Below are 14,554 nucleotides of genomic sequence, written 5' to 3'. Positions count from 1 at the left end.
AAATGTATTTAAAAGGCGTGCTACCTGAATACGATAAACTACCGAACGACAACCATAACGTCAACGCTTGAGCAAACTACGCCCAACCGCACCTGACATACCAGCGCCGCAGCGCGACGCCGGCCCAGATCGCCTCGACCAGCCCGAACGGCCAGGCGCCCTGCAGAAATCCGTACATGGAGCCGAGCGCGCATGCGCCGGCAAAGGCAAGGATGAACCAGTGGCTGCGGTCCTCCAGCGCGTAGGCCACCAGCATCGCGGTCACCGCGAACAAGCCAAACAGGCTAAGCGCATCCACTGAACTGCCCCACGCGTTCCGTTGCGCGAAAATTCCGCTGCCTCAATTCTGCAACACATCGAATTGCGGCGCAGCACTCGCGGCTTTCCATCGCAACACACGCAACAGCTCGAAAAATTTCTAGCCGCCGCGCACCGCTACGTTAGTATGAGCCGCTAGTTACCAAAAACCATAACGTCAACATCTGGGAGGAACTGCGATGCGCAACGCTTTCGTGTTGTGCTGTTCTGCTGCCCTGTTGGGTACGGTCGGAACGGCAAGCGCTCAAGACTGGACGAAATCGAAATGGGGACCCAACGACGAGATCGGCGCTGCCAACTACATGACGCCTGAACTCGTCGTGAAGGCAGCGGGCTTGGTCAAGACCGGCAAGACCTACGCACTCGGCATTCCCGTCGACTCCACGACGCCGGCCTATCCGCCGCGCGCCTTCAAGATCACCGTCGTGCAACCCGGCCAAGCGGGAAGCCCCGGCCTCGGACCGACCAAGACTACCTACAATGACGACCTCATCGACGGCTGGGTTGGCGTCGGCAGCCAACTCGATGGCCTCGGCCATATCGGCGTCGAGCACGTCTACTACAACGGCAACAAGCTAGCTGATTTCGCTGATCCCACCGGGCTGAAGAAGCTCGGCGTCGAGAAGATTCCGCCGATGGTTGCCCGCGGCGTGCTGCTTGACATGGCCGCCCATTACAACACCGACGTGGTCAAGGAAGGCACCGCCTTCAACACCAAGGAGATCGAGGAAGTCGCGAAGAAGCAGGGCGTCGAAATTCGCCAGGGTGACGTCGTGATCTTCCATACCGGCTGGCTCAGCCTGATCGGCAAGGACGACAAGCGTTTCGGCGCCGGTGAACCCGGTCTCGGCGTCGAAGGCGCCAAGTATCTCACCGGCAAGGGCGTCGTCGCTGTTGGCGCCGATACCTGGGGCGTCGAAGCGGTCCCGTTCGAGACCAAGAACGTTTTCGAGGTGCACCAGATATTGTTGCCGATGAACGGCACCTATATCCTCGAAAACATGAACACCGCTGAACTGGCCCGGGACAGGGCCTACGAGTTCCTGTTCGTCCTCGGTCAGCCGCGCTTCAAGGGCGCGGTGCAGAGCATGATCAACCCGGTCGCGATCCGGTAGCACCAAGCGCGGCGTGGCGTTCTCGCATGGATGCCACGCCGCGATCGGCTTTGCCTGGGCGACGCGGCGCGTGTTAAGCGGGGCGATGCGTGCCCCCATCCTCCCCTTGATCGACGCCGTGGCGCACTGGCCCGAGCGTGGCGCCCTGATCGGCCTCGACCTTGGCACCAAGACCATCGGCGTCGCCGTGTCCGACCCCGACCGCCGGCTGGCGACCGGCGTCGAGACCATCCAGCGCAAGGCCTTCAAGGCCGACGCGGCGCGGCTGCTCGCGATATCAGGCGAGCGCAACGCGGTCGGCTTCGTGCTCGGGCTGCCTATCAACATGGACGGCAGCGAGGGGCCGCGCGCGCAATCGACCCGCGCCTTTGCCCGCAATTTCTCCAATCTCACCGGGCTTGCCATTGCCTTATGGGACGAGCGGCTTTCGACCGCGGCGGTCGAGCGCGAGCTGATCGGAATGGACGTTTCCCGCGCCCGCCGCGCCGAGGTGATCGACGAGCACGCCGCGATGTTCATCCTGCAGGGCGCGCTGGACCGGCTCGCAAAACTGCGCAGGAATCGCTGAGCATGGCGGTCGTCATCGCGGCGCTGCTGCCGGTGTTCCTGCTGATCGTGCTCGGCTTCATCCTGAAGCGGACCCTGATCCGGCCCGAGGCGCAATGGCAAGGGCTCGAACGGCTGACCTACTACGTGCTGTTTCCGGTCCTGCTGGTACAGACGCTGGTCAAGGCCGACCTGAGTAAGGTGCCGGTGGCCGGCGTTGGCGGCGCGCTGCTGCTCTCGGTCCTGCTGATGTCGCTGCTCTGCCTGGCGCTACGGCCCTTGCTGGCGCGCCTATCGGTCGACGGTCCGGCTTTCACCTCGATTTTCCAGGGCGCCACTCGCTGGCAGACCTACGTCGCTCTCGCCGTATCCGGCAGCCTGTTCGGCGACCTCGGGTTGGCGCTGGCTTCCGTCGCGATGGTCGCCATCATTCCGCTGGTCAACGTGTTCAGCGTTTCCGTGCTCGCCCACTACGCTTCGCCGGAAAAGCGCTCGGTTGGCACCATCGTCGCGACCGTGGCACTCAATCCTTTTATCTGGGCCTGCGTCATCGGGTTGGCGCTCAACGTCACCCACATCCCGCTTCCCAAACTCTGGCACGAGGTGGCCGATGCGCTCGGACGTTCCTCGCTCGCCATCGGCTTGCTGGTGACCGGCGCCGGCCTGCACCTCGAAGGCATGTTCCGGCCGAGCCTCGCCGCGTCAGTCGCGTTGTTCCTTAAGCTGATCCTGATGCCTGTGATGGCGGTCGCGCTGGCGCTCTGGTTCGGAGTTTCGGGTGCGAACCTTGCCATCGTGACGGCCTGCGCCGCGGTGCCCACCTCTTCCTCGGCTTACGTGCTGGCGCGGCAAATGGGCGGCGACGCACCGCTATTGGCCCAGATCATCACGCTGCAGACCATTCTGGCGGCGGTGACAATGCCGATTGCGATTGCGCTGGCGGCCATGTGCTAGTTGGAGCCGGCCAGCCAGAAAGTCTGGATGGTCGCCGCCAGATTGTTGATGCCGTGCAGGACGATGGTCAGCCAGGTCGAATTGGTGCGGTAGCGCAGATAGCCCAGCAGCAAGCCGATCGAAAACACTTCGCCGAAAAAGAACCAGTCGTATTGCAGGTGCAGCGAGGTCCAGGCTAGCGATGACAGGAAGATGGCGCCGGCGACGCCGAGCCGCGACTCCGACCAGCCGCGATAGAGAAACCCGCGCGCGAAGATCTCTTCCCACATCGGTGCCGCGACGGCGAACGCGATCACCAATAGCCACAGCGCACCTTCGGCCTGCGCTGTTTTCAGAACCTCGCCCATGAAGCCCGGCGTCACCTCGCGCCCGAGCGCGCGCGACAGCAGGTCCCAGCCGCCGACGAGAATAGCCAGCGCGGCGAGACCGACGAAGAAATCGCGCCATGTGGTCCAGCGCAGCGCCAGATAATCGACAAAGGGAATGCGCGTCGGGCGGATCGCGATCCACGTCGCCAGCAGCACGGCAGGCAATCCGAGGATGACGGAGAGCGAGATGGTCAGGCCGGCGCCAATGACCCGGATCGCCTCAGTGATGTCGAACGATCCGCCCTGCCGCAGCACGAAATAGATGATGACCGTGGCTTGGCCGAGGAACACCGCGGCGAAGATGAACAGGCCCCACAGCGTCGTGCCCCAGAATTTCCAGGCGCGTGGCGGCCGCTGATCTGACGTCGCAGGTGGTACGGCAGCGGAACTTGCGGTGGTGAGGGAGTCCATCAAGTGACTTTCTCGTTGTCGTCATGCCCGGCCTTGCCGCCTTCGCTGAAGCTTCGGCGGCCGAGCGCACTTGTGGCCCGGCGAAGCCTTGGCGGAGACGGATGCCGGGCATCCACGTCTTTAGCACCGCGCAAAAGCAGGACGTGGATGGCCGGGTCAAGCCCGGCCATGACGATGAAAAACCTATTCACGGCAGTGCGCGCTCCAGAAGGCCGCGGATGTCGCCGCTATCCAGATCGACCGCGCCATACATGCCGCCGTGATTGCCGCCGAGGCGCGTGGCTGCGAACAGCTCGGCATGGTGCGGCGACACGGCATTGAGCGCGGCAGCAGCCGCGAGCAGCGCCAGCTTTTCGACCGCCAGCCGCGCCACACGCTCGCTGTCCGGCCGGTGGAACGACTTGCCGATGAACGCGGTTGCTTCACCCGCGCCCGGCAATCCGAGCGTCTCGCCGGTCAGTTCATGCACGATGTTGGACGCCGCTTCGGGCTCGCGTGACAGCGCGCGCAGCACGTCGAGACACATCACGTTTCCGGAGCCTTCCCAGATCGCATTGACCGGCGACTCCCGGTAATGCCGCGCCAGAATGCCCTCCTCCACGTAACCATTGCCGCCAAGGCATTCCATCGCTTCATAGAGAAAGCCCGGCGCGCTCTTGCATACCCAGTATTTGATCGCCGGCGTCAGCAGCCGCATATAGGCGGCTTCCTTGGCGTCAGGCGCGCGGTCGAACGAACGGCATAGCCGCATCACCAGCGCGACGGTGGCCTCGACATGCAGCGCCATGTCCGAGAGCACCGCCTGCATCAGCGGCTGATCGGCGAGATGCTTTTGGAATACGCTGCGATGCCTAGCGTGATGCAGCGCATGCGCCAGGCCCGATCGCATCAGCCCGGCGGAGGCGATCGCACAATCCTGCCGCGTCAACTGCACCATCTGGATGATGGTGCGGACGCCCTTGCCTTCGGCGCCGACGCGCTCGGCATGGGCGCCATGAAACTCGACCTCGGAGGAAGCATTGGAGCGGTTGCCAAGCTTGTCCTTCAGCCGCTGGAACCGGATCGCGTTGACGGACCCGTCGGGCGTAAAGCGCGGCATGAAGAAGCAGGTCAATCCCTGCTCGGCCTGCGCCAGTACCAGGAAGGCGTCGCACATCGGCGCCGACATGAACCATTTGTGGCCGGTGATGCGGTAGGCGCTGCCGTCGCGCTCCGCCCGCGTCATGTTGGAGCGCACGTCGGTGCCGCCCTGCTTCTCGGTCATGCCCATGCCGAGCGTCATGCCACGCTTGGTCCACCACGGCGCAAACGCCGGATCGTAAGACCGTGTACCGAGCACCGGCATCACCTTCTCCAATAGGTCAGGCTGTTCCGCGAGCGCAGCAACAGAGGCCCGCGTCATGGTGATCGGGCAGAGATGCCCGGTCTCGACCTGCGCGGCCATGTAGAATTTTGCTGCGCGCACGACTTCGGACGCACCGCCGGCTGGTTTGCCTTCGGCGGTCCAAGTCGAATTGTGCACGCCGGCATGCGCACTATGCGCCATCAATTCGTGATAGGCGGGGTGAAACTCGACCTCGTCGCGGCGATTGCCGCGTGCATCGAAGGTGCGCAGCTTGGGCGTATTCTCGTTGGCGATGCGGCCGCGCTCCGCCATCGCCGCGGAACCCCAATGCTTGCCGAAGTCGGATAGTTCGCCCTCTGTCGCAGCGCCGCCATTGGCGGCGACTGCATCGACCAGCGGCCGGTCGGCCACGTATAGATCGACATCCTCGAACGGCGGCGACTGGTTGAAGACTTCGTGGGTCGAAAATGTTGCCTGGCTCATGGCTGATCCTGGAACCGTTAAGTCATTTCCGCGATGTGATCGGGAAATCATAAGCCTGCCCGCCCGCGCCCGGCAGCGAAAAGTGCCACCACTCCTTCGAATAGTTTACAAATCCTCGCTGCGCCATCACCTCAACCAGCTTCTCGCGCCAGCGCCGCTGGACCGCGGTGATGGATTTCGCTGATGTGTGCGACTTGGGGTCGGAACAATCATAGCCGGTACCCATGTCGACGCTGCCTTCCGGCGCGCGCAGGTTCATGTTGGCGATGCAGTCGGCATAGTCCCTGTTGGGATCGAAGGTGGCCGAATTGTCGGTCTTCAGATCAACCAATGTGAGATCGAGCGCAGCACCGGTCGAATGCCCAGAACGTTCGGCAATATAGCCCAGGCGGAACAAATCGGCCTTGCTGAACGAGGGATTGTAGCGCTTCTGCGCCGGTGTTTCGCGGCCATCGCGCGACCACGCCACCATATCGGCCACCGCGCGCGCCGGGCGGTAACAATCGAACATCTTCAGCGACAGGTTCTGCAGCGCGAGTTCTTCCTGAACGCTCTTCAAGAGCACGCCGACCTCGCGCTTCACCACGCATTCGGCGGCCTGATAGCCCCGCAGCTGCCGGCCGACAAAATTGTTCGAACCGGCGTAGCGGATATCTTGAATGATGGTCGGATCGATATCACGCAGATAGACGAAACCGGCGGGCAATTTTGGCGCCTGCGCGGCTGCGCTTGCGATGCAAGCCACCGCGAATATCGCCGCGAGTGCCATCCGTCTTGCCGCACCCCTGCCGACGGTCACGCCACTGCCCACGTGATCCGAACGCATTGAATGAAATGCCGCACGTTTTCCAAGGTCCGATATACCGCGTGCCGATCCCGGCCATTCTAGTGGAATCCCCAGGCACGAACAGTGGGAGACCCATTTGCCTGCCGTCGAGGCCCTAGGGGATAAGTCCGCACCGGGGATTTGAGACTTGCCCTGCGTGGCATCTCTGCCTATAGCTCTCGCTTTAATGAGCCCTGCATCGAAATCGACCTTCGTCCTCGGACACCGGCATCTGCTGGGAATCGAGGGGCTTTCCGCTGCCGATATTACAGGCTTGCTCGACCTTTCCGAGGAATATGTCGAGCTCAACCGCCAGGTGGACAAAAAGCGCACCTCCTTGCGCGGTCGCACCCAGGTGAACCTGTTTTTCGAGGCCTCGACCCGAACCCAATCCTCGTTCGAACTGGCGGGGAAACGGCTTGGCGCCGACGTCATGAACATGTCGGTGTCCTCGTCCTCGATCCGCAAGGGCGAGACGCTGATGGACACCGCCGTCACGCTGAACGCCATGCACCCGGATATTTTGGTGGTGCGGCACCACGCCTCCGGGGCGGTGGAACTTCTGGCGCGCAAGGTTGACGGTTCCGTGATCAATGCCGGCGACGGCGCGCACGAACATCCGACCCAGGCGCTGCTGGACGCGCTGACCATCCGCCGGAATAAGGGCCGGCTGGAAGGCCTCGTGATCGCGATTTGCGGCGACGTGATGCATTCCCGCGTGGCGCGTTCCAATATCCTCCTGCTCAACACCATGGGTGCTCGCGTCCGCGTTGTCGCTCCCTCCACGCTGCTGCCGCGCGGCATCGAGCGGATGGGCGTCGAGGTCGCGCGCGACATGCGCGAGGGCCTCAATGGCGCCGATATCGTGATGATGCTGCGGCTGCAGCGCGAGCGCATGAACGGCTCGTTCGTGCCGTCGTCGGGCGAATACTTCCACTATTTCGGCCTCGACCAGAAGAAGCTCGCTTACGCCAAGCCGGACGCGCTGGTGATGCATCCCGGCCCGATGAACCGCGGCGTCGAGATCGACTCGATTGTGGCCGACGGCGCGCAATCGCTGATCCGTGAACAAGTGGAAATGGGAGTGGCAGTGCGGATGGCGGTGCTTGAAGCACTCGCCCGCAACCTGCCGAACGCGTGAGATCATGCTGACCGACCGCCGCCCGATCCTGCTCGCCAATGCCCGCGTCGTCGATCCCTCCAGGGACTTTGACGGCCTGGGCGATGTCCTGATTGCCGACGGAACGATCCGTGACTCCAGGCGCGGCATCGGCGCCGCCGGCGTGCCTGAAGGCACCGACATCATCAATTGCGTCGGCAAGATCGTCGCCCCCGGCCTGGTCGACATGCGCGCCTTTGTCGGCGAGCCCGGCGCCAGCCACCGCGAGACCTTTGCGTCCGCAAGCCTTGCGGCGGCCGCCGGCGGCATCACCACGATCATCTGCCAGCCGGATACCTCGCCGGTCATCGATAATTCGGCGACTGTCGATTTCGTGCTGCGCCGCGCCCGCGACACCGCGATCGTCAGTATCCACCCGATGGCGGCTTTGACGAAGGGCCTGCTCGGCCAGGAAATGACCGAGATCGGCCTCTTGAAGGCCGCCGGCGCCGTCGCCTTCACCGACGGCGACAAGAGCGTGACCAATGCGCAGGTGATGCGGCGGGCGCTGACCTATGCGCGGGACTTCGACGCACTCATCGTGCATCACACCGAAGATCCCAACCTAGTCGGCGAAGGCGTGATGAACGAGGGCGAGTTCGCCGCCCGGCTTGGACTCGCCGGCATTCCCAACGCCGCCGAAGCCGTGATGCTGGAGCGCGATATGCGGCTCGTCGCGCTGACCGGCGGGCGCTATCACGCGGCCTCGCTATCGTCGATCGAGTCGCTGGAAATCCTCAAGCGCGCACGCGACGCCGGCCTCGACGTCAGCGCTTCCGTGTCGATCAACCACGTTACGCTCAACGAAAACGACATCGGTCCCTACCGCACCTTCCTGAAACTGTCGCCGCCGCTGCGTACCGAGGAGGACCGCCTCGCGCTGGTCGCAGCCCTCGCCTCCGGTTTGGTCGATGTCGTGATGTCCGATCATAATCCGCAGGACGTCGAGGTGAAACGGCTGCCGTTCGCGGAAGCGGCTTCCGGCGCGGTCGGGCTGCAGACCATGCTGCCGGCGGCGCTGCGGCTAATCCACAACGGCGAGATGGACTTCAAGACGCTGATCCGGGCGATGTCGACCCGCCCTGCGGAGCTTCTCGGCCTGCCCGGCGGCTCGCTGCGGGCGGGTTCCCCGGCCGACGTGATCGTCATCGACCCCGATACGCCCTGGGTGCTCGATCCCGCCGACCTCAAATCGCAGTGCAAGAACACGCCGTTCGACGAAGCCCGCTTCTCGGGACGGGTCGTGCGTACTATCGTGGGCGGGCGGACAGTTTATGAACACGTCTGATTCGTCCGAACCAGCACGCGTGGAGTAACGGCAATGTCACCTGAAGTATGGCTGCCGTTGGCATTCATTCTCGGCTATCTGCTGGGCTCGATTCCCTTCGGGGTGGTGCTGACCACAGTCGCCGGCACGCAGGACCTGCGCTCGATCGGCTCTGGCAACATTGGTGCCACCAACGTATTGCGCACGGGGCGCAAGGGCCTCGCCGCTGCGACGCTGATCGGCGATATGCTCAAGGGCACCGCTGCGGTGATGATCGCAGGCTATTTCGGCGGCGCCGATGCAGCGATCCTGGGCGCGCTCGGCGCCTTCCTCGGTCACCTCTTCCCGGTCTGGCTCAAATTCAACGGCGGCAAAGGCGTCGCCACCTATATCGGCGTGCTGATTGGCCTGTTCTGGCCGGCAGCCGTAATGTTTTGCCTGATCTGGTTAGCCACTGCCGTCACCACGCGCTATTCGTCGCTATCGGCACTGGTCGCTGCGTTCGTCACACCGCTGTTCCTGTGGTGGTTTGGTCACCCCGCGCTGGCCTCCCTGTTCGTCGTGCTGACATTGCTGCTGTTCTGGAAGCACAGCGAGAACATCAAGCGGCTGCAGGCCGGGACTGAGGGACGGATCGGGGCGAGATAGGTGTATTGCCGTAGAGCAGATTAGCGAGATCCGCCGATTGGACCAGACAATTTGGCGAGATTACGCTGCGCTAATCCGTCCTACGAGAGCCTGCTCCACAAATCGCGCCGCGGCCAGTGCTTGGGCATCAGCGCCGTATCTCGCAATCACCTGCACGCCCAGCGGCAAATTGATTTCCGCTACAAGAACCGGAACGTTGACGCAGGGCACGCCCATCAGCGTCCACAGCCGGTTATAACGGGCATCGCCGGTCGAACCCAGTCCCTTTGGCGCCGTGCCAGGCGCCGACAAGGTCAGCAGCACGTCGACATCGTCGAATACTTTTTCCAGCGCCTGTCTGGCACGGTTCGTTGTTCCGATCGCCCCGTCATAAGCGGCGGGCGTTATATCCCTGCTCGCGTCCAGCTTGGCCCGCAAGAGCGGCGCCATCGCGTCGTAATGTTCACGATATTCCCAGGCGAGCGCCCGATGCGCTTCGAATTCCTGCACGATCGGTTGTGCCAGCCATGCCTCGGCAACAATTTTGGGCAAACCCAATGTGCGTACCTGAGCGCCGGCTTTCTCCACCGCCCGCGTCGCCATCCGCAACGCCGCCTCGCCTGACGCTTCCGGCGCACCGGCGAAATTCTGGGTCGCCAGGCCGATGCGTGGTGTTGAAATCGTCGGCGGCAGAAGCAATTCGGGCCGGCCCGTCATCGCGTACAACCCGCGCGCGACATCATCGATGCCGGCCGCGAACAGCCCCACCGTATCAAGCGTCCACGAGTAGCATTTGACGCCAACCGTCGGCAGCAAGCGGTAGGACGGCTTGATCGCGGCGACACCACAGAATGAGGCCGGCCGGATCACCGAACCGCCAGTCTGCGTCCCCAGTGCCAGAGGAATCATGCCGGCCGCCACTGCGGCAGCCGAGCCCGATGACGATCCGCCGGGTGTATGACCCTTGTTGTGCGGATTGAGCGTCGGTGTCGGATCCACGGAGGCGAATGCGGTGGTCGTGGTCTTGCCGATGATGGTCGCGCCCGCCTGCTTCAGCATCATCACCACGGCCGCATCGGCGCGCGGCTGATATCCCCGATAAATCGGCGAACCCATCTCGGTCGGGAAATCCGCCGTATCCATGATATCCTTGATGCCGACCGCAATGCCGCGCAACGGCCCGGCGTTTGCCGCGCGCACATTTTCGGTACGGCAGACGAAAGCGCCGATGGCTTTGTCCTGTGCGGTGATCGCTTCCAGCGACTGCGCGATGGCGTCCTTGGGCGAAAGTTCGCCGGCATCGATGCGGCGCTGCAAGCCGGCGAGCGAGATCACGGGGCGTGGTTCCTGCGGCTTTTGATTGTGGCGGCTGGATGGAATATGATTGATCCGCCGCTGTCAAAGTTATCCGTTACTCCTGATGCAGCTTGAATCCATCCTGACCTGTCCGCGCTGCAGTCATCAAGCCGATGAGCAAATGCCAACGGACGCCTGTCAGTTTTTCTATGTCTGTAAAGGCTGCGGCGAGAGGCTGAAACCGCTGGCGGGCGACTGTTGCGTGTTCTGCTCGTACGGCTCCGTGCCGTGTCCGCCCGTTCAGGAAAGCGGCAAAGGCGCCTGCTGCCGATAACAAGGTCGGGACGTTTTTTCCTCAAACAGGTTGATCGCAATCTCAGGTTGGGCAAAGCTGTATCCGCATGCATGACCGGACGCAACAAACCCTCCACCTCACCGACGCCGAGCGGATAGACCGGCTGCGCCTGATCCGCAGCGACAATGTCGGCCCGCGCACCTTTAACTCGCTCCTCGCCCATTTCGGCAATGCCCGCGCGGCGCTGGAGCGGCTGCCCGATCTGGCGCGGCGTGGCGGCGCTGCGCGTTCAGGGCGCATCTGCAGCGAGGAACAAGCGCGGGCCGAGATCGCGGCGGCGAGCAGGATCGGTGTTTCGCTGGTGGCGCCCGGCGAAGCCGCCTACCCGCCGCGGCTGGCGACGCTCGACGATCCGCCGCCGCTACTCGGCGTGCGCGGTGCGGTCGACGCGCTGATGCGGCCGATGATCGCGATCGTCGGCTCGCGCAACGCTTCCGGCGCGGGGTTGAAATTTGCCGGCCAGTTGGCGCGCGATCTCGGCGACGCCGGGTTCGTTGTCATCTCCGGGCTGGCGCGCGGCATCGATCAGGCCGCGCATCGCGCGACGATCGAAAGCGGCACGGTCGCGGCGCTGGCCGGCGGCCACGACCGGATCTATCCACCGGAGCACGAGGATTTGCTCGCCGCCCTGCTCGAGCATGGCGGAGCGATTTCCGAAATGCCGTTCGGCCACGTGCCGCGCGCACGCGACTTTCCACGCCGCAACCGCCTGATCTCGGGCGCCTCGCTTGGAGTCGTCGTGATCGAGGCCGCGCATCGCTCGGGATCGTTGATCACGGCGCGGATGGCCGCCGAACAGGGCCGCGAAGTATTCGCAGTGCCGGGCTCGCCGCTCGACCCGCGCGCCGCCGGCACCAACGATCTCATCAAGCAGGGCGCGGCGCTGGTCACCGAAGCCAGCGACGTCATCAACGCCATTCAGCCGATCCTGGAGCGACCAGTCATGCTCGAGAGCCGCGAAGGTGACGAGCCGCTCGACTTCGACACCGATCCAGGCGAACGCGAGCGCATCGTTGCGCTGCTGGGACCGAGCCCGGTCAGCCTCGACGATCTGATCCGGATGTCGGAGCTTTCGCCCACCATCGTTCGCACGGTGCTGCTCGAACTAGAACTGGCGGGCCGCCTGGAGCGTCATGGCGGCGGGCTGGTGTCGCTGATTTAGTCCTTCTCGCTGCGCGCATCGAACCTCATCCGCGCGCGTTGGATCTCCGGCTGATGCTCGATCGCCCACTTGCCGAGCGCCTCCACCGGCTTGGAGAGACCACGGCCAAGATCGGTCATTCATAGTCGACGCGCGGCGGAATGGTCGGAAACACCGTTCGCGTCACGAGACCATCGCGCTCCAGTCCGCGCAGCGTCAGCGTCAGCATGCGCTGCGAGATGCCGCCGATCATGCGCTTGATCTCGTTGAAGCGCTTGGGTCCGTCGCCAAGGATCATGATCACGAACACGCTCCATTTGTCGCCGACCCGCGCCAGCACCGAAGCGGCGCCGCGGCAGTCACTGTCGAGGTGAGGGCCGGCTGGCAGGGCAGGCACTTTTTTGTGCTCGGGTCTCATGGATGTGCTCGGGTGTAAAAAATGTGCGTTCTTGCGGGACCTTACGACAGTCACTCATATAGCGCCAGTTACAAACGTATACCAAGGGTGATCACTCATGAAGCTCCTGCATCTCGATTCCAGCGTTCTCGGCCCCCACTCCGTCAGCCGCCAAGTTTCCGCCGCCATCGTCGACCGCCTGCGTCAATCCACCCCCGGCCGCGACGTCAGCTATCGCGATCTCGCAGTGACCCCGCTGGCGCATCTGACCGGTTCACACCTTGCCGCCGGCCAGGGGGCGCCTGTCGAGGCTTCGCTGCAGGCGGACGTCGCCGCCGGCCAAGCCATGCTGGACGAATTTCTCGCCGCCGACATCGTCGTGATCGGCGCGCCCATGTACAATTTCACCATCCCGAGCCAGCTCAAAGCCTGGATCGACCGCATCCTGGTGGCCGGCAAGACTTTCAAATACGGCCCGCAAGGCGTCGAAGGGCTGGCCGGCAACAAGCGCGTCATCGTCGCGATCTCGCGCGGCGGGTTTTACGGGCCCGGCACGCCAGCCGCGGTCGGCGAGCATTTGGAAACCTATTTGCGCTGGGTATTCGGCTTTATCGGCATCAAGAATCCGGAATTCATTTCCGCCGACGGCATTCAGGTCGGCCCGGAGCACCGCGAAAAAGCCGTGGCCGGCGCGCTGAAGGCGGCAAGCGATCTGCACGCGGCTTAGACCAAAACGCTCTCGTTAGAGCGAGAACGGTTGCCGCCGCCAGACGCGGCGGCAGCGGCTCAATCAGAACACGCCGTTGATGCGGAGGATAACGACGATCAGCGAGATCAGCAGACCGACCCCGGAAAACAGGGCGACTGAAACAAATTGAGCGGTATCCGAACTTTGCGACGCCGACGAGGAGATGCCAGCGGTTTTCGGCATGACGGCTCTCCGGTTCTTTGATTGGCAAGAACGCCTGCCTCAAAATGTCCTGCAGTTACACCCCGGGTTCAATGCGCGTTCTGGCTCAGCGCCAATCCGCCGCAGGGCGCCGGAGCCGGCCAACGCGACGGAGATTAGTGGGCATCAGACCGCTGACCGGCTTGGATCGTGCCGGGACCTGCCTTACCCCCGATAGATCGGCGCACCACTCGGAGAGGCCGTAGCGCCGCCGTCGACGAACAACTCCTGGCCCTGCACATGGGCGGAATCGTCGGAAGCGAGGAACAGGACTGTCTTGGAAATATGCTCGGTTTCGCCGATCCGGCCGAGCGGCGTCGACAACGCGATGCGCTTTTCAAACGCCTTTTCGGCTTCCGGCGTTGCGATCGCCGCGCCCCAGATCGGGGTGCGGATCGCGCCGGGCGCCACCACGTTGACGCGGATGCCACGCGGCGACAATTCCGACGCCATGATCCGCGCCATTGCGCGCACGCCAGCCTTGGCCGCGCCATAGGCCGAGTAGCCGGGGATGCCGAGCACCGAGATTACCGAGCCATTGAGGATGATCGAGGCGTTGTCGTTGAGATAGGGTAGCGCGGACTGAACCGTGAAAAATACGCCCGTGAGATTGGTGCTGATGACCTTCTCGAAGGTCTCGATCGTGGCAGCGCCAAGCGGCGTGCCACCGGCGATCCCGGCATTGGCGAACAGGATGTCATACTTGCCGAACTTTTCGGCCCCCTTCCCGATCGCAACTTCGCTCGCCGCGATGTCGGTGGCGTCAGCCGCGAGCGCCAGCGCGTTTGGGCCCAACTCCTTCGCAGCGGCATCGAGCGTCGCCTGATTTCTTCCGGTAATGACGACCCGGGCGCCTTCGGCCACGAACAGCTTTGCGGTCGCAAGCCCGATGCCGCTGTTACCCCCTGTGATCAACGCCGTCTTGTTCGCGAGCCTCATGGCACGTCTCCCGATGGTTGCATTATTAAACTAGATTGATTAGCTAGGGCATCTAGTT

16 protein-coding genes and 1 pseudogene are annotated in these 14,554 nt (G+C 63.7%); 9 read left to right on the top strand and 8 right to left on the bottom strand.

Annotated elements, in window-relative coordinates; genetic code table 11:
- Positions 1–76: 76 nt before the first annotated feature.
- Complete coding sequence (locus tag IVA95_RS08750; RefSeq protein WP_247510151.1) at positions 77–298, bottom strand: hypothetical protein; 222 nt, start codon at positions 296–298, stop codon at positions 77–79.
- A 199-nt stretch (positions 299–497) separates the two neighbouring features.
- Between IVA95_RS08750 and IVA95_RS08745 the strand changes: the two genes are divergently transcribed.
- The 3 genes from IVA95_RS08745 to IVA95_RS08735 all read left to right on the top strand — a co-directional run bounded on the left by IVA95_RS08745 (position 498) and on the right by IVA95_RS08735 (position 2,933).
- Entirely contained in the window at positions 498–1,433 is a 936-nt protein-coding gene (locus IVA95_RS08745) for a cyclase family protein (RefSeq protein WP_247510150.1), read from the top strand.
- 85 nt (positions 1,434–1,518) lie between these two features.
- The gene (gene ruvX, locus IVA95_RS08740; protein ID WP_247510149.1) at positions 1,519–2,001 is read left to right on the top strand and encodes a Holliday junction resolvase RuvX; all 483 of its coding nucleotides are present in this window, start codon (positions 1,519–1,521) and stop codon (positions 1,999–2,001) included.
- A 2-nt stretch (positions 2,002–2,003) separates the two neighbouring features.
- Positions 2,004–2,933 (top strand): AEC family transporter, encoded by a 930-nt coding sequence (locus IVA95_RS08735; protein ID WP_247510148.1) that lies wholly within the window; start codon positions 2,004–2,006, stop codon positions 2,931–2,933.
- On the opposite strand, the gene IVA95_RS08730 is transcribed toward IVA95_RS08735, so the two are convergent.
- The 3 genes from IVA95_RS08730 to IVA95_RS08720 all read right to left on the bottom strand — a co-directional run bounded on the left by IVA95_RS08730 (position 2,930) and on the right by IVA95_RS08720 (position 6,309).
- Positions 2,930–3,712: a type II CAAX endopeptidase family protein gene (locus IVA95_RS08730; RefSeq protein ID WP_247510147.1), complete on the bottom strand. Its 783-nt coding sequence runs from the start codon at positions 3,710–3,712 to the stop codon at positions 2,930–2,932. The two genes, IVA95_RS08735 and IVA95_RS08730, sit on opposite strands and share 4 nt — an antisense overlap.
- A 187-nt stretch (positions 3,713–3,899) precedes the next feature.
- On the bottom strand, positions 3,900–5,540 hold the full coding sequence (locus IVA95_RS08725) for an isovaleryl-CoA dehydrogenase (RefSeq protein ID WP_247510146.1): 1,641 nt from the start codon (positions 5,538–5,540) through the stop codon (positions 3,900–3,902).
- A gap of 22 nt (positions 5,541–5,562) precedes the next feature.
- Complete coding sequence (locus IVA95_RS08720; protein ID WP_247510238.1) at positions 5,563–6,309, bottom strand: M15 family metallopeptidase; 747 nt, start codon at positions 6,307–6,309, stop codon at positions 5,563–5,565.
- Positions 6,310–6,553: 244 nt separating this feature from the next.
- Here IVA95_RS08720 and IVA95_RS08715 point away from each other — a divergent pair, with 244 nt between their 5' ends.
- The 3 genes from IVA95_RS08715 to plsY are packed head-to-tail and all read left to right on the top strand — an operon-like array spanning position 6,554 to position 9,440.
- Positions 6,554–7,507, top strand: coding sequence for an aspartate carbamoyltransferase catalytic subunit (locus IVA95_RS08715; protein WP_213252022.1), 954 nt, complete (start codon positions 6,554–6,556; stop codon positions 7,505–7,507).
- Between the two features lie 4 nt (positions 7,508–7,511).
- Positions 7,512–8,813, top strand: a complete 1,302-nt coding sequence (locus tag IVA95_RS08710; protein ID WP_247510145.1) for a dihydroorotase — start codon at positions 7,512–7,514, stop codon at positions 8,811–8,813.
- A gap of 33 nt (positions 8,814–8,846) precedes the next feature.
- Positions 8,847–9,440: a glycerol-3-phosphate 1-O-acyltransferase PlsY gene (gene plsY, locus IVA95_RS08705; RefSeq protein WP_247510144.1), complete on the top strand. Its 594-nt coding sequence runs from the start codon at positions 8,847–8,849 to the stop codon at positions 9,438–9,440.
- Positions 9,441–9,500: 60 nt separating this feature from the next.
- Here the strand turns inward: plsY and IVA95_RS08700 are convergent, their stop codons facing one another.
- On the bottom strand, positions 9,501–10,754 hold the full coding sequence (locus tag IVA95_RS08700) for an amidase (protein WP_247510143.1): 1,254 nt from the start codon (positions 10,752–10,754) through the stop codon (positions 9,501–9,503).
- A gap of 85 nt (positions 10,755–10,839) precedes the next feature.
- Between IVA95_RS08700 and IVA95_RS08695 the strand changes: the two genes are divergently transcribed.
- Together IVA95_RS08695 and dprA are read left to right on the top strand one after the other, a co-directional pair.
- A complete protein-coding gene (locus IVA95_RS08695; protein WP_247510142.1) occupies positions 10,840–11,049 on the top strand; it encodes a GDCCVxC domain-containing (seleno)protein in 210 nt (69 codons plus the stop codon).
- 67 nt (positions 11,050–11,116) lie between these two features.
- Positions 11,117–12,232 carry a DNA-processing protein DprA gene (gene dprA, locus IVA95_RS08690; RefSeq protein WP_247510141.1) on the top strand — a complete coding sequence of 372 codons (1,116 nt, stop codon included), beginning with the start codon at positions 11,117–11,119 and terminating at the stop codon, positions 12,230–12,232.
- Here dprA and IVA95_RS08685 read toward each other — a convergent pair.
- Positions 12,229–12,629, bottom strand: a pseudogene (locus IVA95_RS08685) (helix-turn-helix domain-containing protein). The gene dprA and the pseudogene IVA95_RS08685 overlap by 4 nt on opposite strands.
- 97 nt (positions 12,630–12,726) lie before the next feature.
- On the opposite strand from IVA95_RS08685, the gene IVA95_RS08680 reads away from it, so the two are divergent.
- Positions 12,727–13,335, top strand: a complete 609-nt coding sequence (locus tag IVA95_RS08680; RefSeq protein WP_247510140.1) for an FMN-dependent NADH-azoreductase — start codon at positions 12,727–12,729, stop codon at positions 13,333–13,335.
- 63 nt (positions 13,336–13,398) lie between these two features.
- On the opposite strand, the gene IVA95_RS08675 is transcribed toward IVA95_RS08680, so the two are convergent.
- Together IVA95_RS08675 and IVA95_RS08670 are read right to left on the bottom strand one after the other, a co-directional pair.
- Positions 13,399–13,539, bottom strand: a complete 141-nt coding sequence (locus tag IVA95_RS08675; RefSeq protein ID WP_213252031.1) for a hypothetical protein — start codon at positions 13,537–13,539, stop codon at positions 13,399–13,401.
- Between the two features lie 183 nt (positions 13,540–13,722).
- Entirely contained in the window at positions 13,723–14,496 is a 774-nt protein-coding gene (locus IVA95_RS08670; protein ID WP_247510139.1) for an SDR family oxidoreductase, read from the bottom strand.
- Positions 14,497–14,554 lie beyond the last annotated feature (58 nt).

This window comes from Bradyrhizobium sp. 157 (assembly GCF_023073815.1).
In the GTDB taxonomy this organism is placed as follows: domain Bacteria; phylum Pseudomonadota; class Alphaproteobacteria; order Rhizobiales; family Xanthobacteraceae; genus Bradyrhizobium.
The sequence above is the reverse complement of the archived record's forward strand: the minus strand, read 5'-3'. Positions and strand labels throughout refer to the sequence as shown.

What these genes read in the sequence shown, in the direction of transcription:
- IVA95_RS08745 (WP_247510150.1), top strand. Translation starts at nt 498, where the DNA reads ATGCGCAACGCTTTCGTGTTGTGCTGTTCTGCTGCCCTGTTGGGTACG.
- ruvX (WP_247510149.1), top strand. Translation starts at nt 1,519, where the DNA reads ATGCGTGCCCCCATCCTCCCCTTGATCGACGCCGTGGCGCACTGGCCC.
- IVA95_RS08735 (WP_247510148.1), top strand. Translation starts at nt 2,004, where the DNA reads ATGGCGGTCGTCATCGCGGCGCTGCTGCCGGTGTTCCTGCTGATCGTG.
- IVA95_RS08730 (WP_247510147.1), bottom strand. Translation starts at nt 3,712, where the DNA reads ATGGACTCCCTCACCACCGCAAGTTCCGCTGCCGTACCACCTGCGACG.
- IVA95_RS08725 (WP_247510146.1), bottom strand. Translation starts at nt 5,540, where the DNA reads ATGAGCCAGGCAACATTTTCGACCCACGAAGTCTTCAACCAGTCGCCG.
- IVA95_RS08720 (WP_247510238.1), bottom strand. Translation starts at nt 6,309, where the DNA reads ATGGCACTCGCGGCGATATTCGCGGTGGCTTGCATCGCAAGCGCAGCC.
- IVA95_RS08715 (WP_213252022.1), top strand. Translation starts at nt 6,554, where the DNA reads ATGAGCCCTGCATCGAAATCGACCTTCGTCCTCGGACACCGGCATCTG.
- IVA95_RS08710 (WP_247510145.1), top strand. Translation starts at nt 7,512, where the DNA reads ATGCTGACCGACCGCCGCCCGATCCTGCTCGCCAATGCCCGCGTCGTC.
- plsY (WP_247510144.1), top strand. Translation starts at nt 8,847, where the DNA reads ATGTCACCTGAAGTATGGCTGCCGTTGGCATTCATTCTCGGCTATCTG.
- IVA95_RS08695 (WP_247510142.1), top strand. Translation starts at nt 10,840, where the DNA reads ATGCAGCTTGAATCCATCCTGACCTGTCCGCGCTGCAGTCATCAAGCC.
- dprA (WP_247510141.1), top strand. Translation starts at nt 11,117, where the DNA reads ATGCATGACCGGACGCAACAAACCCTCCACCTCACCGACGCCGAGCGG.
- IVA95_RS08680 (WP_247510140.1), top strand. Translation starts at nt 12,727, where the DNA reads ATGAAGCTCCTGCATCTCGATTCCAGCGTTCTCGGCCCCCACTCCGTC.
- IVA95_RS08675 (WP_213252031.1), bottom strand. Translation starts at nt 13,539, where the DNA reads ATGCCGAAAACCGCTGGCATCTCCTCGTCGGCGTCGCAAAGTTCGGAT.
- IVA95_RS08670 (WP_247510139.1), bottom strand. Translation starts at nt 14,496, where the DNA reads ATGAGGCTCGCGAACAAGACGGCGTTGATCACAGGGGGTAACAGCGGC.